The organism is Paraneptunicella aestuarii (genome assembly GCF_019900845.1).
In the GTDB taxonomy this organism is placed as follows: domain Bacteria; phylum Pseudomonadota; class Gammaproteobacteria; order Enterobacterales; family Alteromonadaceae; genus Paraneptunicella; species Paraneptunicella aestuarii.
On sequence record NZ_CP074570.1, the window covers coordinates 1,976,650 to 1,997,582 of the forward strand.

The window sequence follows — 20,933 nt, forward strand, 5'->3', positions numbered from 1 at the left end:
GGAAAGTAAAAATGCTCATGGATAATGTTAGCAATCTGTTGCTGTTGTCGATGGGGTTAGGTGTTTTCTGGCCTCGCTTTCATTCCTTCTATGTTTTGCCCAGTTTTTTCCATGCAAGTCTTTCTGGATTTTGATTCTGTGAACCGGTTCACAAATTAATCAGCCGTTTGTTATTTAGTCAATTTGAAAATGGCCGATAGCGTTAAATGAGGGAGTGAAATTGTCTGCAAGGATTTGATGGGGGTCTTTTCCTGCAGACATTTCTTTCAATTTCAGCTGTATGAATATGGCTGTGGAGTCTCAAGGGGTTGATTGTTTAATTTGCTGAAGAGGTATCTCCATGACTGTCAGTACCAATCATGTGGTACATAGAACAAGTGCCAGCTATGTGAGTGAGTTAAGTCCCGGCTGCATGTTGCAATTGCAGTTTGGTTCGCCTATGCAGCAAAGGCTTCCGGTAAAGTTAGTCGGCTTTGAAATGGGACGTTACCTGATTGTTCGATTACTGGATCATGAGAGCTGGTATCGTTATAGCCGTTTTCTCTACGACAATAATGAAGTTGTGGTGCGTACTCTGATAGAAGGCGTTCGTGGAGAATGTCTCGCCTTTAAAAGCGCGATTCGATGGCGTTCATATAATCCTCTAAACATGCTGTTTCTCTATTTTCCGGAAGAAGTGGAACGGTATGATTTACGTAGTCATCCCAGAGTGGCGACCTGTATTTCCGCGAATATTTCCGATTCTTTGAAAGTGGTAGGACAGGAAGAACCTTTGAAAGGTTGTATTAAGGATGTGTCTCTTGGGGGATGTTGTTTTGAATTTATTTTGCCTCCCAAGAAGATGGGAATTGCTCCCAGACCGGTCATTATTGGGGCGGGGGATAATATGACCTTATTTGCCGAAGTACGTAACCAGAGAAAGGCAGGCGATTCGCGAGTATTGGTTGGCCTGCGCTTCCAGAATCCGCGAGATGAAATAGAAAGGGTGTTGGATGGCTTGTATATCGCGTCGGATATGCTCTACGCAGAATGAAAGACCTCAATATTTTTCTCTTCATTTCTCCCTTTATTTTTCTTTTTTCAGCCATTTCTTATTCATAACGTATTTTTTGCCCGTTATTCATCTAAAAACCCCGCTGCATCATTAATTTCTGGTGTTATAATGCCGCGTTTTTTGAATTTTTATATGGATGTGCCTGATTTTAATCACGCTAATGGCAGCGACAGCAGTCTTAAAAAGTCTCGTGAAGGTCGTCACATTTGTATTTCCATACATATTCTAAGGGGTTATTGAGCATGGCCGAGACAGAAAGCCGTCCGACCAATTTTATTCGTCAAATCATTGATGAAGATTTGGCATCAGGAAAACACAATAGTGTACATACCCGTTTTCCACCTGAACCCAATGGTTATTTGCATATTGGGCACGCAAAATCTATATGTCTGAATTTTGGTATCGCCCAAGACTACCAGGGAACCTGTAATCTTCGATTTGATGATACGAACCCTGAAAAAGAAAATATTGATTACGTGAATGCCATTAAGTCGGATGTGTCCTGGCTTGGTTTTCAATGGAATGGTGAGGTTCGCTATTCCTCTGACTACTTTGATCGTTTATTTGGTTATGCCAAAGAGCTGATTGAGAAGAGTTTGGCTTATGTCGATTTTTCTTCTCAGGAAGAAATGCGTGAAATGCGTGGTTCTTTGACTGAAGCAGGCAAAAATAGCCCTTACCGTGATACTTCCGTCGAAGAGAACTTGCAACTGTTTCAGAAAATGGCTGACGGTGGCTTCAAAGAAGGTGAATGTTGCTTGCGTGCCAAGATCGATATGGCATCACCTTTCATGTGTATGCGTGATCCGGTTATTTATCGCGTTAAGTTTGCTCATCACCATCAAACCGGTGACAAGTGGTGCATTTATCCAATGTACGACTTTACTCACTGTATTTCGGATGCCATCGAAGACATTACCCATTCTTTGTGTACGCTGGAATTTCAGGATAACCGCCGTTTGTATGACTGGGTTATCGACAACATCACCATTGAGTCACGCCCCAGACAATATGAATTTTCGCGTTTGAATCTTGAATATACGGTTCTGAGTAAGCGTAAATTGATTCAGTTGGTGGAAGAGTCTTTTGTCTCTGGATGGGATGATCCTCGTATGCCAACTATCGCGGGTTTACGTCGTCGTGGTTATACACCGGCTTCAATTCGTGAGTTTTGTTCGCGTATCGGTGTGACCAAACAAGACAACGTAGTGGAAATGGGCGTATTGGAGTCTTGCTTGCGTGATGATCTGAATGATCATGCCAAGCGTGCCATGGCGGTTCTGGATCCAGTGAAAATTGTGATTGAGAATTATGAAGGTGAGGAGATCCTTGACGCACCTAATCATCCTTCGGATGAAAGCATGGGTAGTCGTCCGTTGCCGTTTTCCAAAGAAATCTGGATTGAAAAAGACGATTTCCGCGAAGAAGCCAATAAGAAATACAAGCGTTTGGTATTGGGCAAAGAAGTGCGTTTACGTAATGCCTACGTGATTAAAGCTGAGCGTGTTGAAAAAGACGAGCAGGGTGAAATTACCACTATTTATTGTACTTACGACCCCGACACCCTAGGCAAAGCGCCAGAAGATGGCCGTAAGGTAAAAGGTGTTATTCACTGGTTGTCTGCGGCACATGCGTTACCCGCAGAATTCCGTTTATATGATCGTTTGTTTAAAGAAGCGAATGCCAACAAAATGGAGTTAGCAGAGGCATTTAATCCTGATTCATTAGTCAAAATATCAGGTTTTGCTGAGCCGAGCTTAAAAGACAGCGAATTGGGTGTGTCGATGCAGTTTGAGCGCACTGGGTATTTCTGTCGTGATAAAGACAGCACCGATGACCTGTTGGTATTTAACCGTGCGGTAGCATTAAAAGATACCTGGGCAAAAATGGCCGAAGAGGAATAGTTTTCGGCTTATTTGGGATCCATAAAAAAGGACAGCATTGCTGTCCTTTTGTGTATCTGGTCTTTTATAGAGTAGAAACTGTTTTTTATTGAGCTTTAATGGTCTGACCGTTGATATCGGTGCTGCTGTCATCCATGAAGTAGCAATATAGCGGCATTAAATCTTCCGCTGTTTTCAACTTGCTGGCATCTTCTGCCGGGAAGGCTTTAGCGCGCATTGCGGTTTTGGTTGCGCCCGGGTTAATACAGTTGAAGCGAATAGTCGAGTTGCTGTATTCGTCAGCCAGAGTTTCCATCATGCCTTCTGTTGCAAATTTGGAGATAGCATAGCTCCCCCAGTAAGCACGTCCTTTGCTGCCGACACCTGAAGAGGTAAAAACAACTGACGCATGAGGTGCTTTTGCCAGAGCAGGCAATAAAGCTTGGGTCATAAACAAGGCACCATTCAGGTTAATTTGCATCACCTGATTAAATTCTTTTTCAGTGATTTGAGCAAAAGGGCGTAAATTTCCCAATATACTTGCGTTATGCAGGAGCCCATCAAGATGACCAAATTGCTCCTCTATTGTTGCTGCCATTTGCTCATAATGGCTCACGGTTGCGCCTTGTAAATCCAGTGGAATAATCGCTGGCTCAGGGTAGCCTGCCGCCATGATCTCATCGTAGACAGCTTCCAGCTTGGATACTGTTCTGCCTAACAAAATGACGGTGGCTCCCAATTTTGCGTAAGTCAGGCTGGCGACTCGACCAATGCCATCACCGGCTCCTGTAACTAAAATGGTTTTATTACTTAGGTCGAACTGCTCAGGGAGATTCATGTCTGGAGCGCGAAGTTGTGATTTAAGAGTCATGCTTGCTTGATCTTGCTAATTAGTCTTGGAAAATGAATGGCGCGCATCTTACCACTTTTCATTTCTACTTTTATCACTTTTAAACTTTCATGTTCAGATTCGATTTTTGTTTCCGATAAGCTATAACTTCATTTTTCATGTTGCGCATTCATATTTGTTAAATCTGGATAGAATCCGCATTGGTAAAGGTTTTGCCGGGGTTAAATGAGTAAGGGTTAAACAAGATGCTTACATACAGTTAACAAATCTTTGCAAATCGTCGCTAATGCCAATAAGATTAGCGAGTCTAACTGGTCGTACATGTACACCAGATTTTTAATAACGCACTATCACACCAAGAACACGTCACCCTGCAAAGGTCAAATTTTGGGTGAAAAAAGGTGAAAGAATAATTACAAGAGGAACCGGGGAGTCATATGAAAAAATTGCTAGTCTGTACTGCGATTGCTGCCACGCTGGGTTTATCTGGCTGTGGTGGTGGAGAGGACCTTTCCACCGTCGAAAATGAAACACCCATCGACAAGCCATTCGCAAGAATCGTATTTGATCCCGCAACAAAGAGTCTTAACGTCCCCAACGATCTACTGACTATCCCTGCCAGTAGTTTGTTCGACTTCACTCTGGAAACAGAAGCAAGCACGTTTAATCCAGCTGATCCTCAACAAGCGCTTGGCGCACTTGATGGTTGGTCTACGCAGCATCCTTTTGTGGTAAACGTGACTATGCCTGATGGTCTGGAAATCGATGGCAATTCTGTATTGGTTCCAGGCGCAATTCGTTTATTCGAAGCCACTCAGGCTTTGGAAGGTACTTCCTCTACATGTCAGGCTATGGCTGCTCAACTGGCTGCCCCTGGCGTTCCTTGTGAAGTTGGTGAAGAACTAACTTTTGGCGTTGATTTTGTTACCAGCAAAGTCGGTGCAGGTTCTATTTCAGTTGTTCCTCTACATCCATTGAAGCCAGCACAAGGTTACATTTTGGTTGTGACTGATTCAGTGAAAGATACTGATGGTCGTGGTGTTCGTGGTTCAATTAGCTGGGAGTTGGCTCGTCAGGATATCAATACTCATCCTTTAGCGACGGATGAACAAAGACAGTTGCAAACTTTGGTAAACACTATTGTTGCTCCTGTTATCGCTATGGGTGTTGATCGTAGTGATATTTCTTATGCAGCCTATTTCTCAACACAATCTGCAGGAACTGTTGTTCGCACCGTCAAGAAACTACAGATTGCGCCTTTTGCTACCGCTTTCGCGACTGCATTAGGTCAAGGTGCTGATCAAGCTACTGCAATGCAAGCTGCTGGAGCTTACTTACCTGCCATCATGGTAGATAATGCACCAGTTAATGATGCCTTTGATGTATTGGCATCCAGTTTGTTGAGTGAAGAACAATTAGCGGGTTTGAGCGCGGTTGGTTTGAATACTTGTAGCGGCCTGTTGGGCGCACTCGCTAATCCTGCCAGTCCTCTGTTTGCAACAGCTGCCAGCACGTTTGCACAAGTTGGCCCATTCTGTGCGGCTAGCGTTAAGCAGGGTAGCATCAACTTGCCTTACTATTTGAGCCCTACTAACCCTCTTGGTGATTGGTGGCGTGCAGCTTGTACCAATGGTGCAATGCTTCGTGCAATGGGGGCTGAAACTGTGGGTAACTTGATTGCTTCTGGTGCAGTTGGCCCCTATAACGGTTTGTGTCAGGCGGCTACAGAAGGTCAATTGTTTGATTTGAACCTGGCAGCTATTGGCATTGAAGATCGTCGTAATCTGACTAAAGTTAGCCCAATTCCAGCTCCTGCTGGTAGCAATGTTGATGGTACAGAGACGATTTCAGTTCAAGTGACTGTACCTAATGAAGCGGTCGTTGGAATTTTGGCAAGCCTGAGCAGTCAGGTTAGCGCGATTACCAAACCTGCTGCTGGTTGGCCTGTTGTGGTTATTCAACACGGTCTTGGTTCCAAGAAAGAAGATGTATTAGCGATTACTGGTGCTCTGTCCTTGGCTGGTTTTGCAACAGTTGCTATCGATCATCCTTTACATGGTAGCCGTGGCTTTGTTATTGACGGTAGAGTCGTTAATGGTTCTATAGGTTTTGGCGGTTCTCCGACAGATTATTTGAACCTGGGTAGCTTGATTACTGCTCGTGATAACCTGCGTCAAAGTATCGTTGACACGCTAGGTTTGCGCTTAGGCTTGAATGCTGTGGTTGACTTGACTGGTGGTAGTGTTGATTTGGATTCCAGCAATGTTTACTTCCTTGGTCAAAGCCTGGGGTCAATTACTGGTGTTGGTACTGTTGCTAACGCTAATGCGACTTTGGGTGGTGATTTAGCTGCCTTTGACAGCATGTATGAATTCAAGGCGGCAACATTGTCAGTTCCTGGCGGTGGTATCGCTGGCTTTTTGCTAGAGTCTGATACTTTCGGCCCATTGGTGAAAGGTTCTTTGTTGGCGGCTTCATCTGCTGACTTCCAAGCTTTCCTGGGTCAGTATGCACAACAAAATGGTATTCCGCCTGAAGCTGCTGTTGGTCCTGCGTTCCTGGCTTTTGAAGCTAATTTGAATGCTACTCAACTGGCAACCATTAACAGCACCTTTGCCTCGTTTGCCTTTGCTGCTCAAACTGTAATTGATGCCGCAGATGCTAACAATTACGCGGCATTACTAAGTTCGAATACTCCTGTAATGATGCATGAAGTTGTTGGTGGTGGTTCAAACGACGATAGTTCTATTGCTGGTCCTGATGCAGTCATTCCAAATACAACCAGCTTGCCATTGTCTGGTACGGAGCCTTTGGCTGCATTGATGGGCTTGTCTGGTGTGAGCTCAACTACTCAAGGTAGTGGACTTGTTCGCTTCTTGGCGGGTGAGCATAGTTCATTGTTGAACCCTGCAGCAAGCTTGGCTGCAACGACGGAAATGCAGTTACAGACAGCGACATTCTTCGCAACTCAAGGCGGCACTATCAAGGTGACTGATACCACGGTTGTTGCTAACTAATTTGCGAGAGGATTAAACTCTTTCTCAAATTGTTACATGATTTCGAAGCCAGGTGATTCACCTGGCTTTTTTTTTGAAAATTTGTCCATATTAATGCGGTTACGAAAAAGAATAGGGGAATGCACTTGGAATTTTTATACGACTACGGAATGTTTTTGCTAAAGGCGATTACTATCGTTGCTGCTATTTTGCTGGCCTTTGGTGGGCTGGCGGGTATTGCTTCCAAGCAAAAACATCAAAAAGGTGAGCTTGAAATCATACCTATGTCAGAGCAGTTGGCTGAAGCTGAAGAATTGGCAAAGGAAATGGTTTTCAGTAAAGAGGAATTCAAGGAATGGAAGAAACAGCAAAAAGAACTCAATAAGCAGAAAGAAAAAGAAAGTGACGATAAGGGCAAAGTCTATGTTATTGACTTTAAAGGCTCTATGGATGCTCACGAAGTTGAGAGCCTACGCCGTGAGGTGACGACAGTTATCACCCTTGCTACAGAGAAAGATGAAGTTGTACTGCGTTTGGAAAGCCCGGGCGGCGTGGTGAGTGGCTATGGTTTAGCGGCTTCTCAGCTGCAACGCTTAAAAGATCGCAATATTAAACTGACCGCCTGCGTTGATAAAGTGGCTGCCAGTGGAGGTTATATGATGGCATGTGTGGCTGATAAAATCCTGGCTGCGCCTTTTTCTGCCATCGGTTCAATCGGTGTATTGGCTCAAATCCCCAATTTTCATAAGTTGTTGAAGAAAAACAACATTGAGTTTGAACAGCATACGGCTGGTAAATACAAGCGCACTATTACCATGTTTGGTGAAAACGACGATGAAGGTCGTGCTAAATTCCGGGAAGAGCTGGAAGAAGTGCATGGCATGTTTAAGGACTTTGTTCATTCTCATCGTGAAAATCTGGATATGGAAAAGATCGCCACAGGTGAATATTGGCATGGCATTAAAGCCCATGAGCTGGGCTTGGTCGATGAATTGAAAACATCAGATGACTATCTGTTGGAGTGTTATAAAGACAAAGTCATCTTCCAGATCTCTTATAAAATGAAGAAGTCGGTAGCGGAAAAGTTGTCCAAGTCAGCTTCAATGACCTTGAATTCAGTTATTTCCAAGCTGTGGGAAAAACAAAATTCGGGTATGTGGCAGTAGTGAAAAGACTCAGTTAATTTGAAAATGAGTTTGAAAAAAGCGGGTCACTTTAGTTCATCAAAGTGAACCCGTTTTTTTGATTTGGCGTTATTGATAAAGCTATGGATGAAGAGCTAAAACGACAGAATCAGGCGTTTTCCTTAAAGTGCTCGAAATCGACATCTTCGTCTTTCTGACCCGCGTTGGGGTTATTGTAGGTATCGATATTCAGTTGTTTTTCTGAATTCGCGACGATACAGGCTACTGTGCAGTCGCCAGTTACGTTAACCGCGGTTCGGGTCATATCCAATAAACGGTCAACACCGATAATCAATGCAATACCTTCAACTGGCAAGTTCACTTGTTGCAATACCATTGCCAGCATTACCAACCCTGCGGAAGGAACCCCTGCGGTGCCGACAGAGGCGAGCGTTGCCGTTGCGATAACCATCAGGTAGTCGTTAAGAGACAAGTCTACGCCGTAAATCTGAGCGATAAATACCGTAGCACAACCTTGCATTATTGCTGTGCCGTCCATGTTAATGGTGGCGCCCAAAGGAATAGTGAAAGAAGCCACATTATTTTTAATGCCCAGCTTATGCTGCGCTGTTTCCATTGTGATGGGTAAGGTTGCGCTACTGCTGCTGGTAGAAAATGCAAACATCGCCGCTTCACGCATTTTGCGCAATAGCATGAGCGGGCTTAACCCTGTAAATACTTTCAACAAGGTTGGATACACCACAAGTGCATGGACAAATAAGGTGACGATAACCAGAACGAAATACTTCATCAAGCTGACAATGGTATCTAGTCCAATACTTGAAAACAGTTTTGCCATGAGGGCAAAGACGCCAATCGGAGCCAAATTCATAATAATGGTAACCAGGCGCAATATGATGTGATTTAAGTCTTCAAAGATGGCACCAAGTCGTTTTCCTGCATCGCCAGACATTGCCATTGCAATGCCAAATAGAATAGAGAAAACAATAACCTGTAGCATGTTGGCATTGGCCATCGCTGCAATGGGATTGGTGGGAACCATGTTCACGATCACCTGAACCAATGAGGGCGCTTCTTTAGCGGCATAGGATGCATTGGTTGGTAGCGTAATGTCTTGTCCGGGTGAGACCAGTAAGGCTAGCGTTATTGCTATGGTGATGGCGATGGCAGTTGTACCAATGTATAAGGCAATGGATTTACTGCCAAGACGCCCGAGTTGACTGGGTTCACTGAGGCTGCTGGTTCCACAAACGAGGGAAACAAAAACCAGTGGAACGACCATCATTTTCAAACTGGCGATGAAGATTTGTCCGATAATGGTAAAAATACCATCTACTAAAAATCCATACGTTGAAAAGTCTGTCCCCAGTAGGTTTATTCTAAAATCTCCGCTATCATCAAACAGTGATTGCAGCAAAAAACCAGTAATGATCCCGGCAACCATGCCGATGAAGATTCTACTGGTAAGTGAAAGTGAGTTGAAAGAGGCTTTCATTTGATTCTGATATAGTTTTTGTTGTTTTACGTAGCCTAACAAGTTTGCATTAGAAGCTAAACTAAAAATTAAAATAAAGCACGGAGGTAGTTCCTTTGGTCGCACAACAGCATATCTCTCTCTTGGTTAAGAGTTTAGTCATTGGGGTATACATACTGTTATTAAGTGCTTGTGGTGGAGGCGGTAGTATTTCCAGGGATCAAACAGACCAGGGGAATAACACAACTCAGGTATTGCAAATTGCACTTGAGATCGCAGAACGAGATTCTGGAAGCAGCAGTAATCAACTCAGCTCAAGTACACCACTCACCGTCACTGCAACGGTTACTGATTCAAATGGTAATGCGATTAATGACGAATTGGTCACATTTAGTTTTACTCAAACCGATTTAGCCTTTTTTGAGCCTGCTAATGGCACTGCGCTCACTGGAACAGATGGTGTAGCTACTATTGATATAACCGTTGGTGAGCAAGCGGGGGCAGGTAAGGTCGTCGCGACGTTGGAGTCTGGAGAAACGGCTGAAATTGGGTTTGTATCCGAGGGGGGGGGAACTCTGGTAACGGATGTTCCTGCGACTCTGGATTTGTATACCAGCGCTATTCAACTTTCTTCCAGTGGTTCAGAAGAGATTGAACTGATTGCCTTGGTTAAAAATGCTCAGAATGTGCTTTTGGAAGGTGTTACGGTTTCCTTTTCATCAGATTCTGGCGAATTGCAAATCATTCAGGCTACTTCAGGAACTGATGGCACGGCTCGCGCTATTCTGACTTCTCAAAACAATCCTGAAAACAGAACATTTACCGTTTCTGCCGAAGTCGGTAGTTTGCGTCAGGAAGTCGATATTGATGTGGTAGGGACGGAAGTGAGAATTAATGGCCCGGCCTCCGTTATTCTTAATGACACTGCGGAAATTACTATCGTTGTTGCAGATTCAGATGGTAACGGTATTCCTAATAAACAAGTGCAACTGTCATCGGCTAATGGAAATGGCTTAAGTAACACTAATCCCCGCACTGACGAAACAGGGCAAATCACGGTCAATTACACTGCGCTAAATTCCGGTGTTGATGTGATTACAGCCTCTTCTCTTGGTGCTGTGGGCAGTACAAATATTAGTGTACAGCAAGATCAGTTCAGTTTTTCAACAGTCCCATCAGACGATATTGAATTAAATACTAATGCCAGCTTAAAAGTAACCTGGTTACGGGAAGGCGTTCCGTTTACAAATGGCACGGTTACATTCAGCACCACTCGTGGAACGTTAAATACGACAACAGGCACGACAGACGCGAACGGACAGGTTTCTGTGTCTATCAATTCAACCAATGCGGGTAAAGCGACTGTCTTGGCGCAAGGCGTTGATAACGTTGGTGAGATTGTGAATGCGAGAGCGGATATTGAATTTATTGCTACGCAGGTCGACAACATTCTTATTGAAGCCAGCCCAAGTTCTATTGGCCCCGATGGGCAAAAGAGCACGATTACGGCTGTGTTACGTGATCCATTGGGTAACCTGGTGAAAGGCAAAACCATTAATTTCACAGCTGATGATGTCAGTGGTGGAAGTATTTCTCCGGCAACGGTTGTAACGGATAGTAATGGTTTGGCTACCACGGTATACACATCTAACACGGTAACGAGTGAAGACGCGATTATTATTACTGCGACGGAACCTGATTCGAATATTCAGGCTAGTACAAGTCTGACAGTTGGGGATCGAGCGTTATTCATTTCTTTAGGAACGGGTAACAAAATTGAATCTCCGGATGAAGCCAGTTACCTGAAAAAATTCACTGTGTTTGTTACGGATGCTAATTCAAACCCTGTTGACGGTGCTAATTTAACTATCAGTGGCACTCCTGTGAAATATAGTGATTTATTGTCTCCTAATGCTCAGCCCGGGGATCCTAATTATGGAGTGATACGCCCTGCTTTTTATAAAGGGTATTGGGCACCGTTTCCTAGCGCAGATGCATTCGAGTATTGGGTGCCTGTTAAGACCATCGGTTGTGCGAATGAAGATGTGGATGATGACGCAATATTGGATCCCAATGAAGATACCAATGGTGATGGTAACATCTCACCAGGAAATATTATTGCGATTGATGGTAATGTAACCACGGATGATAATGGGCAGGCTATATTAAATCTTCGTTATCCAAAAACTTTCGCAGCTTGGGTGACTGTTAAAATAACAGCCAAGACGTTAGTTGCGGGTTCTGAGTCAAGAGTTAGCCAGTTTTATACCTTATCTGCAAGTGCGGAAGATGTGTCTATTGAAAGCACTACACCTAATACGAATCCGTATGGTGATGGCAGATATTTCGTTGAAGATCCGAATAACCCTGGAACGTTTATTGATGATGGTTCAGCGCTAACCTGTACTAACTCACTGTAAGCGTAGGGCGATATAATTCGCTATGCAGTAAAAAGGGCTTCAATGAAGCCCTTTTTACGTTTTGCATTCTATATATTGGACGCTCTATAAATTGCAAGCGCTAAGAACTGCCCGGATAACCAGCTGTTACACTCTCTGGAATGGGTAAACAGAGCCCAATTTAAGGATTTGAGTTAGTTCATCCAGGGAACTTCTGGATTCAGCCAGCAATGCCGGATCGCGCAGGTCATCCAGGCTTAGCTCGTCACGGTAGTGCTTGTTTACCCAGTGAGTCAGTTTACTGTACAGCGCGTCGTTCATCAGAGTATTAGGATTAACCGCTTGTAGCTCTTGCTCCGTTAAGGCTACTCGAAGTCTCAAGCACGCTGGGCCTCCGCCATTTTTCATGCTTTGCTTTACATCAAAATAGTGAACCTGTTTGATTGGCGTACCCATTTCCACCAGCTCATTTAGATAGCTTGATACTGCTGTGCTTTCCTGACATTCCGTAGGTGCTATGATCGCCATCTCGCCGTTAGGCAGGGTGATGATTTGGGTATTAAACAAATAGGTTTTTACCGCTTCCTGCACGGAAACTGCATCGGTGCTGACCTTAATGAAATGTAATGGCGAATCGCCAAATTTCTGTTGAATTTCGTCCAGTGCAGAAACGGTGTCAGCGAAGGCTTGCTCATGATAGAACAGGACGTTTTGATTACCGACGGAAATAACATCGTTGTGGAATACGCCCTGATCAATCACATTTGGGTTTTGCTGAATATACACAACATTGTCATCACTTAAACCATGTAAACGTGCAATAGCCTGGCACGCTTCATAAGTTTGACGGGCAGGGTATTTGGTTGGCGCTGGCTTTGATGCATCAAAGGCATAACGTCCGAAGACAAATAATTCGACGCCTTCCTGACCATAGTCTTTACAAAGACGAGTGTGGTTTGCCGCGCCTTCATCACCAAAGTGTTCGTTATCGGGTAAATGCTTGTGATGGACAAAGTATTTACTGTCGTGAAATGTACCTTGCAGAATGCGCCCTGTGACTTCAGGCTCCAAAGAGCGATGGAATTTGTTTGTCAGGTTGGCTGGCGTGAAATGCACGCGTCCATCGGCGGTGTCAGCACTGGGTGATACAGTCGCAGCATTGGCTGTCCACATGCTGGATGCGGAGCAACAAGCTAAATGCACTTCAGGGGCTTTCTGAGCGGCTTTCTCCAGAACCTCGGCGTCTGACCCGGAAAAGCCTAGACGACGCAGTGTGTAAATATCAGGGCGCTCCTGTGGTGCTAATACACCTTGCTTCATGCCCATATCCGACAGCGCTTTCATTTTTGCCAGTCCTTGTAAGGCTGCCTGTTTTGGATGGCTGTTGGCACTGGCATTACTAAAAGAGGCAACATTACCAAAGGATAAACCTGCGTAATTGTGAGTCGGGCCGACAAGGCCGTCAAAATTCACTTCAAAATTCTTCATTGATTACCTCCTTCTGTGTTTTACGTTGCACTGCAAACACATGCTATTTATGTAATTGGGCGGGAGAATATACGATTTTCTATCAGGCTTCCATTTCCTCCACCCCTTATTTTTACGGCTTATAGCCCTTTTCCTACATAACTATTAAGAAGAACTTGTTTTCTATCCACTTTGAAGATATATCTTAAAAAAAGAATGAAAGTTATAGCCACCGTAAATTTCCGGCTCGAATCTCCCCAACCCTAGTGAATATAAGGTTTAGCAAAAGAATATGGCAAAGTCTCTGGTTATTGTGGAGTCGCCAGCCAAGGCGAAAACAATAAATAAATATTTGGGCAAGGATTTTATTGTGAAATCCAGTGTTGGACACGTAAGAGACCTTCCTAAGAAAGCATTGGGTAAAGTTCCGCCTAAAAAAACAGCAAAAGAATTGAAGGCGTTTTCTGAACAGGATAAAGAAAAGTATTTACGCCAACATGAGTATGCGAAATTAGTTGATCGTATGGGTGTTGATCCCGAAAACGATTGGGACGCGCACTATGAAATCATGGAAGGTAAGGAAAAAGTCGTCAATGAGCTGAAAAAGCTAGCTAAAAGTGCCGAAAATATCTATCTCGCAACGGACTTGGATAGGGAAGGAGAGGCTATTGCATGGCATTTAAAATCCCTTATTGGCGATAAAGATACCAAGTTCCATCGTGTGGTGTTTAACGAAATTACCAAGAATGCAATAAAGGAAGCGTTCGAGCATCCGGGTGAGTTAAATTCTGAGCGTGTCAATGCGCAACAGGCTCGCCGTTTTCTGGATAGAGTCGTGGGCTTTATGCTTTCTCCTTTATTATGGAAAAAGGTGGCTCGTGGCCTTTCCGCCGGGCGTGTACAGTCTGTTGCTGTACGTTTGGTTGTTGAACGTGAGCGTGAAATTAAAGCCTTTGTTCCCGAAGAATTCTGGGATGTGCATGCGGATGTGAACAGTCCAGCTCAGCAATCTTTCAGAATGCTGGTAAGCAAGCATAAAGGCGAGACATTCAAACCTCGTAATGAACAGGAAACGCAATCAGCTCTGGCAATACTTAAAGATGCTGAATATGAAGTTGTTTCTCGCGAATCCAAACCGACACAAAGTCGTCCATCGGCACCATTCATCACATCGACATTACAGCAGGCTGCAAGCTCTCGATTAGGTTTCGGCGTTAAGAAAACCATGATGATGGCTCAGCGCTTATATGAAGCTGGGCATATCACCTATATGCGTACAGACTCTACCAATCTTAGTGCTGAAGCAGTGGCAAGCTGTCGCGATTATATTGAAGAGCAATTTGGCAGCCAGTATTTACCTGAAAAAGCGAATGTGTATGGTAGCAAAGAAGGGGCTCAGGAAGCTCACGAAGCTATCAGACCTTCTAATGTCCAGGTGCAATCAGCTAGCCTTGGCGATATGGAGAGAGATGCTCAACGTTTGTATGAGCTGATTTGGCGTCAATTCGTCGCTTGCCAGATGACACCAGCCAAATATGATGCAACCACTATTTTAGTGAAAGCCGATGACTTTGAGTTGGCCGCAAAAGGTCGAGTCATGAAGTTCGACGGTTGGACTCGTGTCCAAGAACAAATTAAGCGCAAAGGTGAAGACGATACGACTTTACCTGCCGTGAAAGAAGGTGATGTGCTGAATCTTTTGCATCTTGATCCCAAGCAGCACTTTACCAAGCCTCCAGCAAGGTTCAGTGAAGCAGCCTTGGTTAAGGAATTGGAGAAGCGGGGCATTGGTCGTCCTTCTACTTACGCCAGCATCATTTCCACCATTCAGGATCGTGGCTATGTCCGCCTTGAAAATAAGCGTTTTTACGCTGAGAAAATGGGTGAGATCGTCAGTGATCGCCTATTGGAAAACTTCAAGGATTTAATGAGCTACGACTTCACCGCGAACATGGAACAACACCTTGATGAAATCGCGGAAGGCAAGTTGTACTGGAAAGATGTTCTGAACGAATTTTATAAAGGTTTCTCCCAGAAGTTGTTAACAGCCGAAAAAGAGCCAGAAGATGGCGGGATGCATACCAACAAGGCAGTAGGAACAAACATTCCTTGTAATGTGTGTGGACGCCCCATGAACATTCGTACAGCAAGTACAGGGGTTTTCCTTGGCTGTTCAGGCTTTAATCTGCCTCCGGATGAGCGTTGTAGCAATACCATGAACCTCACTCCCGGTGAAGAAGCCATTAATGTGGATGATGACGAGTCAGAAACAGAAATACTGCGTAACAAGAAGCGCTGTCAAAAGTGCGGTACGGCTATGGATAGTTATCTGTTAGACGAAACTCGCAAGCTGCACATTTGTGGTAACAACCCCAGCTGTGATGGTCATTTGGTGGAAAAGGGCAGCTTCAAACTGAAAGGTTACGATGGCCCTCTGATTGAGTGTGATCGTTGCCATTCTGATATGGAGCTGAAAAACGGACGTTTTGGTAAGTACTTTAAATGTACCAATGAAACCTGTGGTAACACGCGTAAGTTGCTGAAAAATGGTGAAGTTGCACCGCCTAAATGCGACCCCGTTGATTTGCCAGAATTACCTTGTACCAAATCGGATGCTCACTTCGTATTGCGTGACGGGGCTTCGGGCGTGTTCCTTGCCGCACATAACTTCCCTAAATCTCGCGAAACCAGAGCGCCTCTGGTCGCTGAATTAAAACGATTTAAGGATAGATTGCCAGACAAGTTGAAATACCTGGCTGATGCGCCTGAGAACGATTCAGAGGGCAATGACAGTATTGTGCGTTTTAGCCGTAAAACGAAGCAGCAATACGTGATGACCGAGAATGAATCCGGTAAGGCAACGGGTTGGGCTGCCTGGTATAAAGGTGGTAAATGGCAGGTAGACGACAAGAAGAAAAAATAGTTCGTTATAAAGCTGAAAGTCTATTTAAAGAAAGCAGCCAGTTGGCTGCTTTCTTGTTTTTGGTTTCTTATATTGAGCCTTTATCAAGCTCTAAATAAGTGCGCATAACCGCAAGTCACCTACAGAAATTGAACGCAGACTCGCGGTAAATCAATCCCTTGAGGCTCCACAGCCGCATCCTTGTGGCTGTGGGTCTGCTCCCCACTTTCTTAGGTGACTGATTATTTGGAACAGTTATTTAGCTTTGATGGGCGGCTTAGCTTTCAATGTGCAGTCACCGCTACCTTCAGCTTCGTTTCAGCCTCTACTGGCTAACGAATTTAGAAGAGGATATTTTGTCGCCAAAGCTTTGATTTTTCAGGTTGGAATAGGTTTGCAACGTACCCGTTCCACTTAACGTTAGTGCGCTACCACCGTAGCTGTCATTTTGATACACCTTCATGGCATAGCCGGATGGAATACACCAGCGAACAGATGAAGCTTTGTCGTTAAAGGACTCCATCGCATCATAGGTATAGTTCACGTAAGGCTTTAAGTTTCTGTCGACATAGTCAATTAACAGGTGTCGGTCGCCGAAAGTATCGTCATCAAATAATTCGACCCAGGCGTCATTAATCGTTGGGCAGCTGGTTCTTTCAGCAGCAAATTCAGCCATTTTGATAGAACCTGATGGCCCATCAAGTCCGTGCTCTGTGGAATACAAAATTAACTCACCTTGCGTATCCACATATAATCCCCCGGCAGCCAGAAGATCACATTGCTGAGCACTCAGTTCTTCGCACCAGACATGTTTCTTACCACGTTTGGTGAGTACCAGTGAATTACCGCTACCATTGGTGATGCGGTATAGGTCTGCCCAATCTTCACCCCAGCCAGGAATGGCGACATTATTGTGCGTACCTGCTACGTAAATACTGCCGTTACAGCCCATCAGGAAAGTAATGGCCTGATAGGTCGTTGGTTGCGAATCTGGCCAGTTGTAATCAATGCTTCCCGAACCGAGGCCATCAACGGAGAAGCGCCAATGATAGTAAGGTGTGAAGCTGGTATTGGGATCTGCCAGAGAGGTGGTGGTTGAAACATAGAATTGAATACCCGTGTCTCTTCCCACACCCAGCAGATACTTGCCATTTTGAAGTCGGATAATAGCGACATTACCCGCGCTGTCATGTGATGAAGCTACGGAGTAGGGGCGAATGACCGGGTTGGCAGGGTTTGATACATCGTAAAACAATACTTCAGTGTTAATACTGGTGTTGGCTGAGTTGGTGCGATTCTCAGCTGGCAGTAATAACGTATCGCCATAGATCTGAATTCCGCCAATATGATCATAGCGATTACCGGTTGCCTGGCTTATCGGTAACACATGCTTGATGACTTTATCTGTGCTGACAGGAGCCGTGTCTTTGAATTTACTGTAGTAAGAAAAGCGGTTAGAGCGATAACGAACACCGTCTGTATTTCTTGATGCCATTTGCGCAATGACAAATCCGCCAGTTGTTCCTGATGTGCTGTGAGATATGGCAACGTATTGATTGTTGCCATTTTGCAACCGAGCCACACCTTGCCAGTGTCCGCCATTATGAGCGTAAACGCCTTTATGCACGCCCATAATGTCAGAACGGTTTCTAATGCGATTAAAGCTGCTTTCAACGTTAACGACACACCTGTCTTGTAGGCTGTTAGCGCTGTATTGAACGTAGCCTGTCATTGCCTCATAAGCGTGACTGGTCGCTGTTACCAGCAAGGATACTGCTGTTAGGTAAAAGATTCGGTAAAAAGCTCGGTAAAACTTCGCAAGATAGTGTTTCATTCTTTCTCCCGCTGAGATCTTGTTAAAAGTGGCTCCATTAATGATTGGAGCGATGAAATGTAGAGGTCATGAGAATTGCATGGGTAATATACTTTACCTCTTGGTTTTGGCAAAAGGAAAGATGTCATGACAAATGAGACAACTAATCTGAGAGGGAACTGACAATGTGAAGAGCGGTTGACGATGTGGAGGGAAAAGTGCTGTGTGGATTACTGGGAGAGTGAGAGATAGTGTGAGAGAGAAGCAGCCACCACCCAATAGAGCGATGGCTGTCATTTAGACGTTTTGATTAAGCTGCTTTAGAGCTGGCTTTTTCTGTCTTTTTCGATTTGTCAGCCAGTAATTCTGCTGGATCAAAATCATCAACATTGATAACGCGAAGTCTTTCTTCTTCGGTTTTACGAAGTAAGTCCGCTTCTTTTTCATTAATCACGCCAAGCTCAAGCCCTTTATCTGCAACCAGATTAAGTTGAGTAAATGGCAGCTTTTCGCCAGCTGCTTTACAAACGCGATCAAAGATAGGCTCTGCGTTCAAAATGTCTTTTAAGGCTGTTTCCAACTGACCAAATGGGTTGTTTTCATGATCAGTCAGATATTGCCCTTCACCTAAACGGTTTCTGGCTTCACAAGGCGTTTGCAGAATATGCGCAATTTTGTGTTCCAGTATATCGCTCGGTTTCTTATGGCGGCGACCAAATGGCATGATCATTACTTTTAACACCATTCCCATTGCTTTGATAGGGAAGTTGTCCAGCAAGTCGACCATTGCGGTTTCTGCACGGTACAAGGAATCTTGCATTGCCCAATGCATCATAGGTGCGTCATCGCTCTTACGGCCTTCATCATCAAAGCGTTTCAGAATGGTCGAGCCAATAAACAGGTAACTTAAAATATCACCCAAACGAGCAGAAATACGTTCTTTACGCTTCAATTCTCCGCCCAGTACAGCCATGCACAGATCAGACAATAACGCCAGGTTACTGCTGAATTTGGTCATAGACTGATAATAACCTTTGGTTTGGTCATTAAATGGTGTGCCAACCAGATGACTACCGCCCCAACCAAACCAGAAGCTTCTGGCAAAGTTGCTGATAGCAAAACCTACGTGACCAAACAACACATTATCGAATTCTTCCAATGCTTGTGATTCATCAGGATTAGCCGAAGCTTGCATTTCTTTCAGTACGTATGGGTGACAACGCAATGCGCCCTGACCATAAATCATCATGTTACGGGTTAGAATGTTGGCACCTTCAACCGTAATCGCGATAGGCGCGCCCTGATAACCTCTGCCCAAATAGTTGTTTGGGCCAAGCATAACGCCTTTACCGCCATGAATATCCATTGCGTTAGTGACCGCCTGACGCATTTTCTCGGTGGTATGGTATTTTGCAATAGCAGAGATAACCGACGGTTTTTCGCCTAAATCAACGCCTTTGGTGGCAAAGCGGGTGATAGCATCCATCATGTAAGCATTACCACCAATGTGCCCCAGCATTTCTTCAATGCCTTCCATTTTCGCGATAGGCAATTTGAATTGGCGACGAATTCTGGCATAAGCACCAGTTGCCAAAGCAATGGTCTTAACGCCACCCGTGGAGTTAGACGGTAAGGTAATGCAGCGACCTACAGACAAGCATTCCACCAGCATTCTCCAACCATGGCCGGCCATTTCAGGTCCGCCAATGATGTAATCCAGAGGAACAAAGATATCTTTGCCGCGCACAGGGCCATTTTGGAATGGCACGTTTAATGGAAAGTGGCGATTGCCAATGTCTAAACCTTCGGTGTCGGAAGGGATCAGCGCACAAGTGATACCAATATCTTTCTTGTCGCCCAGCAAACCGTCAGGGTCAACCATTTTAAAAGCTAAACCAACAACGGTAGCAACAGGTGCAAGCGTAATATAGCGCTTGTTGAAGGTTAGCTTCATACCAATGATTTCTTCACCGTTCCATTGGCCTTTGCACACAACGCCCAAATCCGGGATTGCGCCTGCGTCGGAACCCGCTTCCGGGCTGGTTAGAGCAAAACAGGGAATCGCATCACCTTTTGCAAGTGCTGGTAAATAGTGCTGCTTTTGCGCTTCTGTACCGTAATGTTGTAATAGTTCGCCTGGGCCTAATGAGTTAGGTACACCAACCGTACTGGACAGTACGCTGCTCACCCCTGACAGTTTTTGCAGAACGCGCGACTGGGCATAAGCAGAGAAGTCTAAACCGCCATATTCTTTCTTGATGATCATGGCGAAGAATTTGTTGTCTTTCAGGTATTGCCATACTTCCGGGGGAAGATCCGTGCGGCGGTGAGTTACGTCCCAGTCGTTAACCATGCTACATACGGTTTCTACCGGGCCATCAAGGAAAGCTTGTTCTTCCGGGCTTAAACGCGCTTCCGGAATTGCGTGAAGGTTATTCCAGTTAGGGTTACCACTGAAAATTTCACCATCCCACCAAACTGTACCAGCATCAATCGCATCACGCTCTGTGCTGGACATTTCCGGCATGATCTTACGATATAAATTCAGTGCAGGTTTTGAGAGATATTGTTTACGAATAGAAGGTGAATTGAGAGGAATTGCCAGTGCCAGGAAGACTAACCAACTCACTGTACCGACGATATCAGCGCTGGTTCCAATAAGCATCCACACTGCGACAGCCAAGGTTGCATTGAACAGTTTGATTCTAAAATAGCTGCTCACACCGATAAGCGCGATGAGAACAAATACCCAAGCCAAGATGTACATTATTAACTCCAATTTATTAATGGAAAAGTTGCAATAAGCACTGCTACAACTCATCCGACCATAATCACTATAATGTATCTAAAAAAAGTAAAAATTCAAACAGGCGTTTAACTTTATTTGCTATTAAAAATCCAGATTCATGCTGCAAACAGGATAAGCCTTGATGCATGGGTTCTACAGCGC

At 44.6% G+C, this 20,933-nt stretch carries 11 protein-coding genes; 6 read left to right on the forward strand and 5 right to left on the reverse strand.

All coding sequences use genetic code 11. The features are described from left to right. Nucleotides 1-340 precede the first annotated feature (340 nt). Together KIH87_RS08240 and glnS are read left to right on the forward strand one after the other, a co-directional pair. The gene (locus KIH87_RS08240) at nt 341-1,033 is read left to right on the forward strand and encodes a PilZ domain-containing protein (protein WP_232361052.1); all 693 of its coding nucleotides are present in this window, start codon (nt 341-343) and stop codon (nt 1,031-1,033) included. Between the two features lie 263 nt (nt 1,034-1,296). Beyond that, on the forward strand, nt 1,297-2,958 hold the full coding sequence (gene glnS / locus KIH87_RS08245) for a glutamine--tRNA ligase (protein ID WP_232361053.1): 1,662 nt from the start codon (nt 1,297-1,299) through the stop codon (nt 2,956-2,958). A gap of 85 nt (nt 2,959-3,043) precedes the next feature. Here glnS and KIH87_RS08250 read toward each other — a convergent pair whose 3' ends face one another. Continuing rightward, the gene (locus tag KIH87_RS08250; RefSeq protein WP_408635796.1) at nt 3,044-3,808 is read right to left on the reverse strand and encodes a YciK family oxidoreductase; all 765 of its coding nucleotides are present in this window, start codon (nt 3,806-3,808) and stop codon (nt 3,044-3,046) included. A gap of 416 nt (nt 3,809-4,224) precedes the next feature. Between KIH87_RS08250 and KIH87_RS08255 the strand changes: the two genes are divergently transcribed. Together KIH87_RS08255 and sohB are read left to right on the forward strand one after the other, a co-directional pair. Continuing rightward, complete coding sequence (locus KIH87_RS08255; RefSeq protein ID WP_232361054.1) at nt 4,225-6,804, forward strand: VolA/Pla-1 family phospholipase; 2,580 nt, start codon at nt 4,225-4,227, stop codon at nt 6,802-6,804. Nucleotides 6,805-6,929: 125 nt separating this feature from the next. Next, nucleotides 6,930-7,949: a protease SohB gene (sohB, locus tag KIH87_RS08260; protein ID WP_232361452.1), complete on the forward strand. Its 1,020-nt coding sequence runs from the start codon at nt 6,930-6,932 to the stop codon at nt 7,947-7,949. 127 nt (nt 7,950-8,076) lie between these two features. Here sohB and KIH87_RS08265 read toward each other — a convergent pair whose 3' ends face one another. Then, nucleotides 8,077-9,423: a dicarboxylate/amino acid:cation symporter gene (locus tag KIH87_RS08265; RefSeq protein WP_232361055.1), complete on the reverse strand. Its 1,347-nt coding sequence runs from the start codon at nt 9,421-9,423 to the stop codon at nt 8,077-8,079. A 95-nt stretch (nt 9,424-9,518) separates the two neighbouring features. Here KIH87_RS08265 and KIH87_RS08270 point away from each other — a divergent pair, with 95 nt between their 5' ends. After that, nucleotides 9,519-11,822: an Ig-like domain-containing protein gene (locus KIH87_RS08270; RefSeq protein ID WP_232361056.1), complete on the forward strand. Its 2,304-nt coding sequence runs from the start codon at nt 9,519-9,521 to the stop codon at nt 11,820-11,822. 126 nt (nt 11,823-11,948) lie between these two features. Here the strand turns inward: KIH87_RS08270 and astB are convergent, their stop codons facing one another. Further along, nucleotides 11,949-13,289, reverse strand: a complete 1,341-nt coding sequence (gene astB / locus KIH87_RS08275; protein WP_232361057.1) for an N-succinylarginine dihydrolase — start codon at nt 13,287-13,289, stop codon at nt 11,949-11,951. A 271-nt stretch (nt 13,290-13,560) separates the two neighbouring features. Between astB and topA the strand changes: the two genes are divergently transcribed. After that, the gene (gene topA / locus KIH87_RS08280) at nt 13,561-16,191 is read left to right on the forward strand and encodes a type I DNA topoisomerase (protein WP_232361058.1); all 2,631 of its coding nucleotides are present in this window, start codon (nt 13,561-13,563) and stop codon (nt 16,189-16,191) included. Nucleotides 16,192-16,495: 304 nt separating this feature from the next. Here topA and KIH87_RS08285 read toward each other — a convergent pair whose 3' ends face one another. Then, nucleotides 16,496-18,004, reverse strand: a complete 1,509-nt coding sequence (locus tag KIH87_RS08285; RefSeq protein WP_232361059.1) for a hypothetical protein — start codon at nt 18,002-18,004, stop codon at nt 16,496-16,498. 289 nt (nt 18,005-18,293) lie between these two features. Continuing rightward, on the reverse strand, nt 18,294-20,750 hold the full coding sequence (gene fadE / locus KIH87_RS08290; protein WP_232361060.1) for an acyl-CoA dehydrogenase FadE: 2,457 nt from the start codon (nt 20,748-20,750) through the stop codon (nt 18,294-18,296). Nucleotides 20,751-20,933 lie beyond the last annotated feature (183 nt).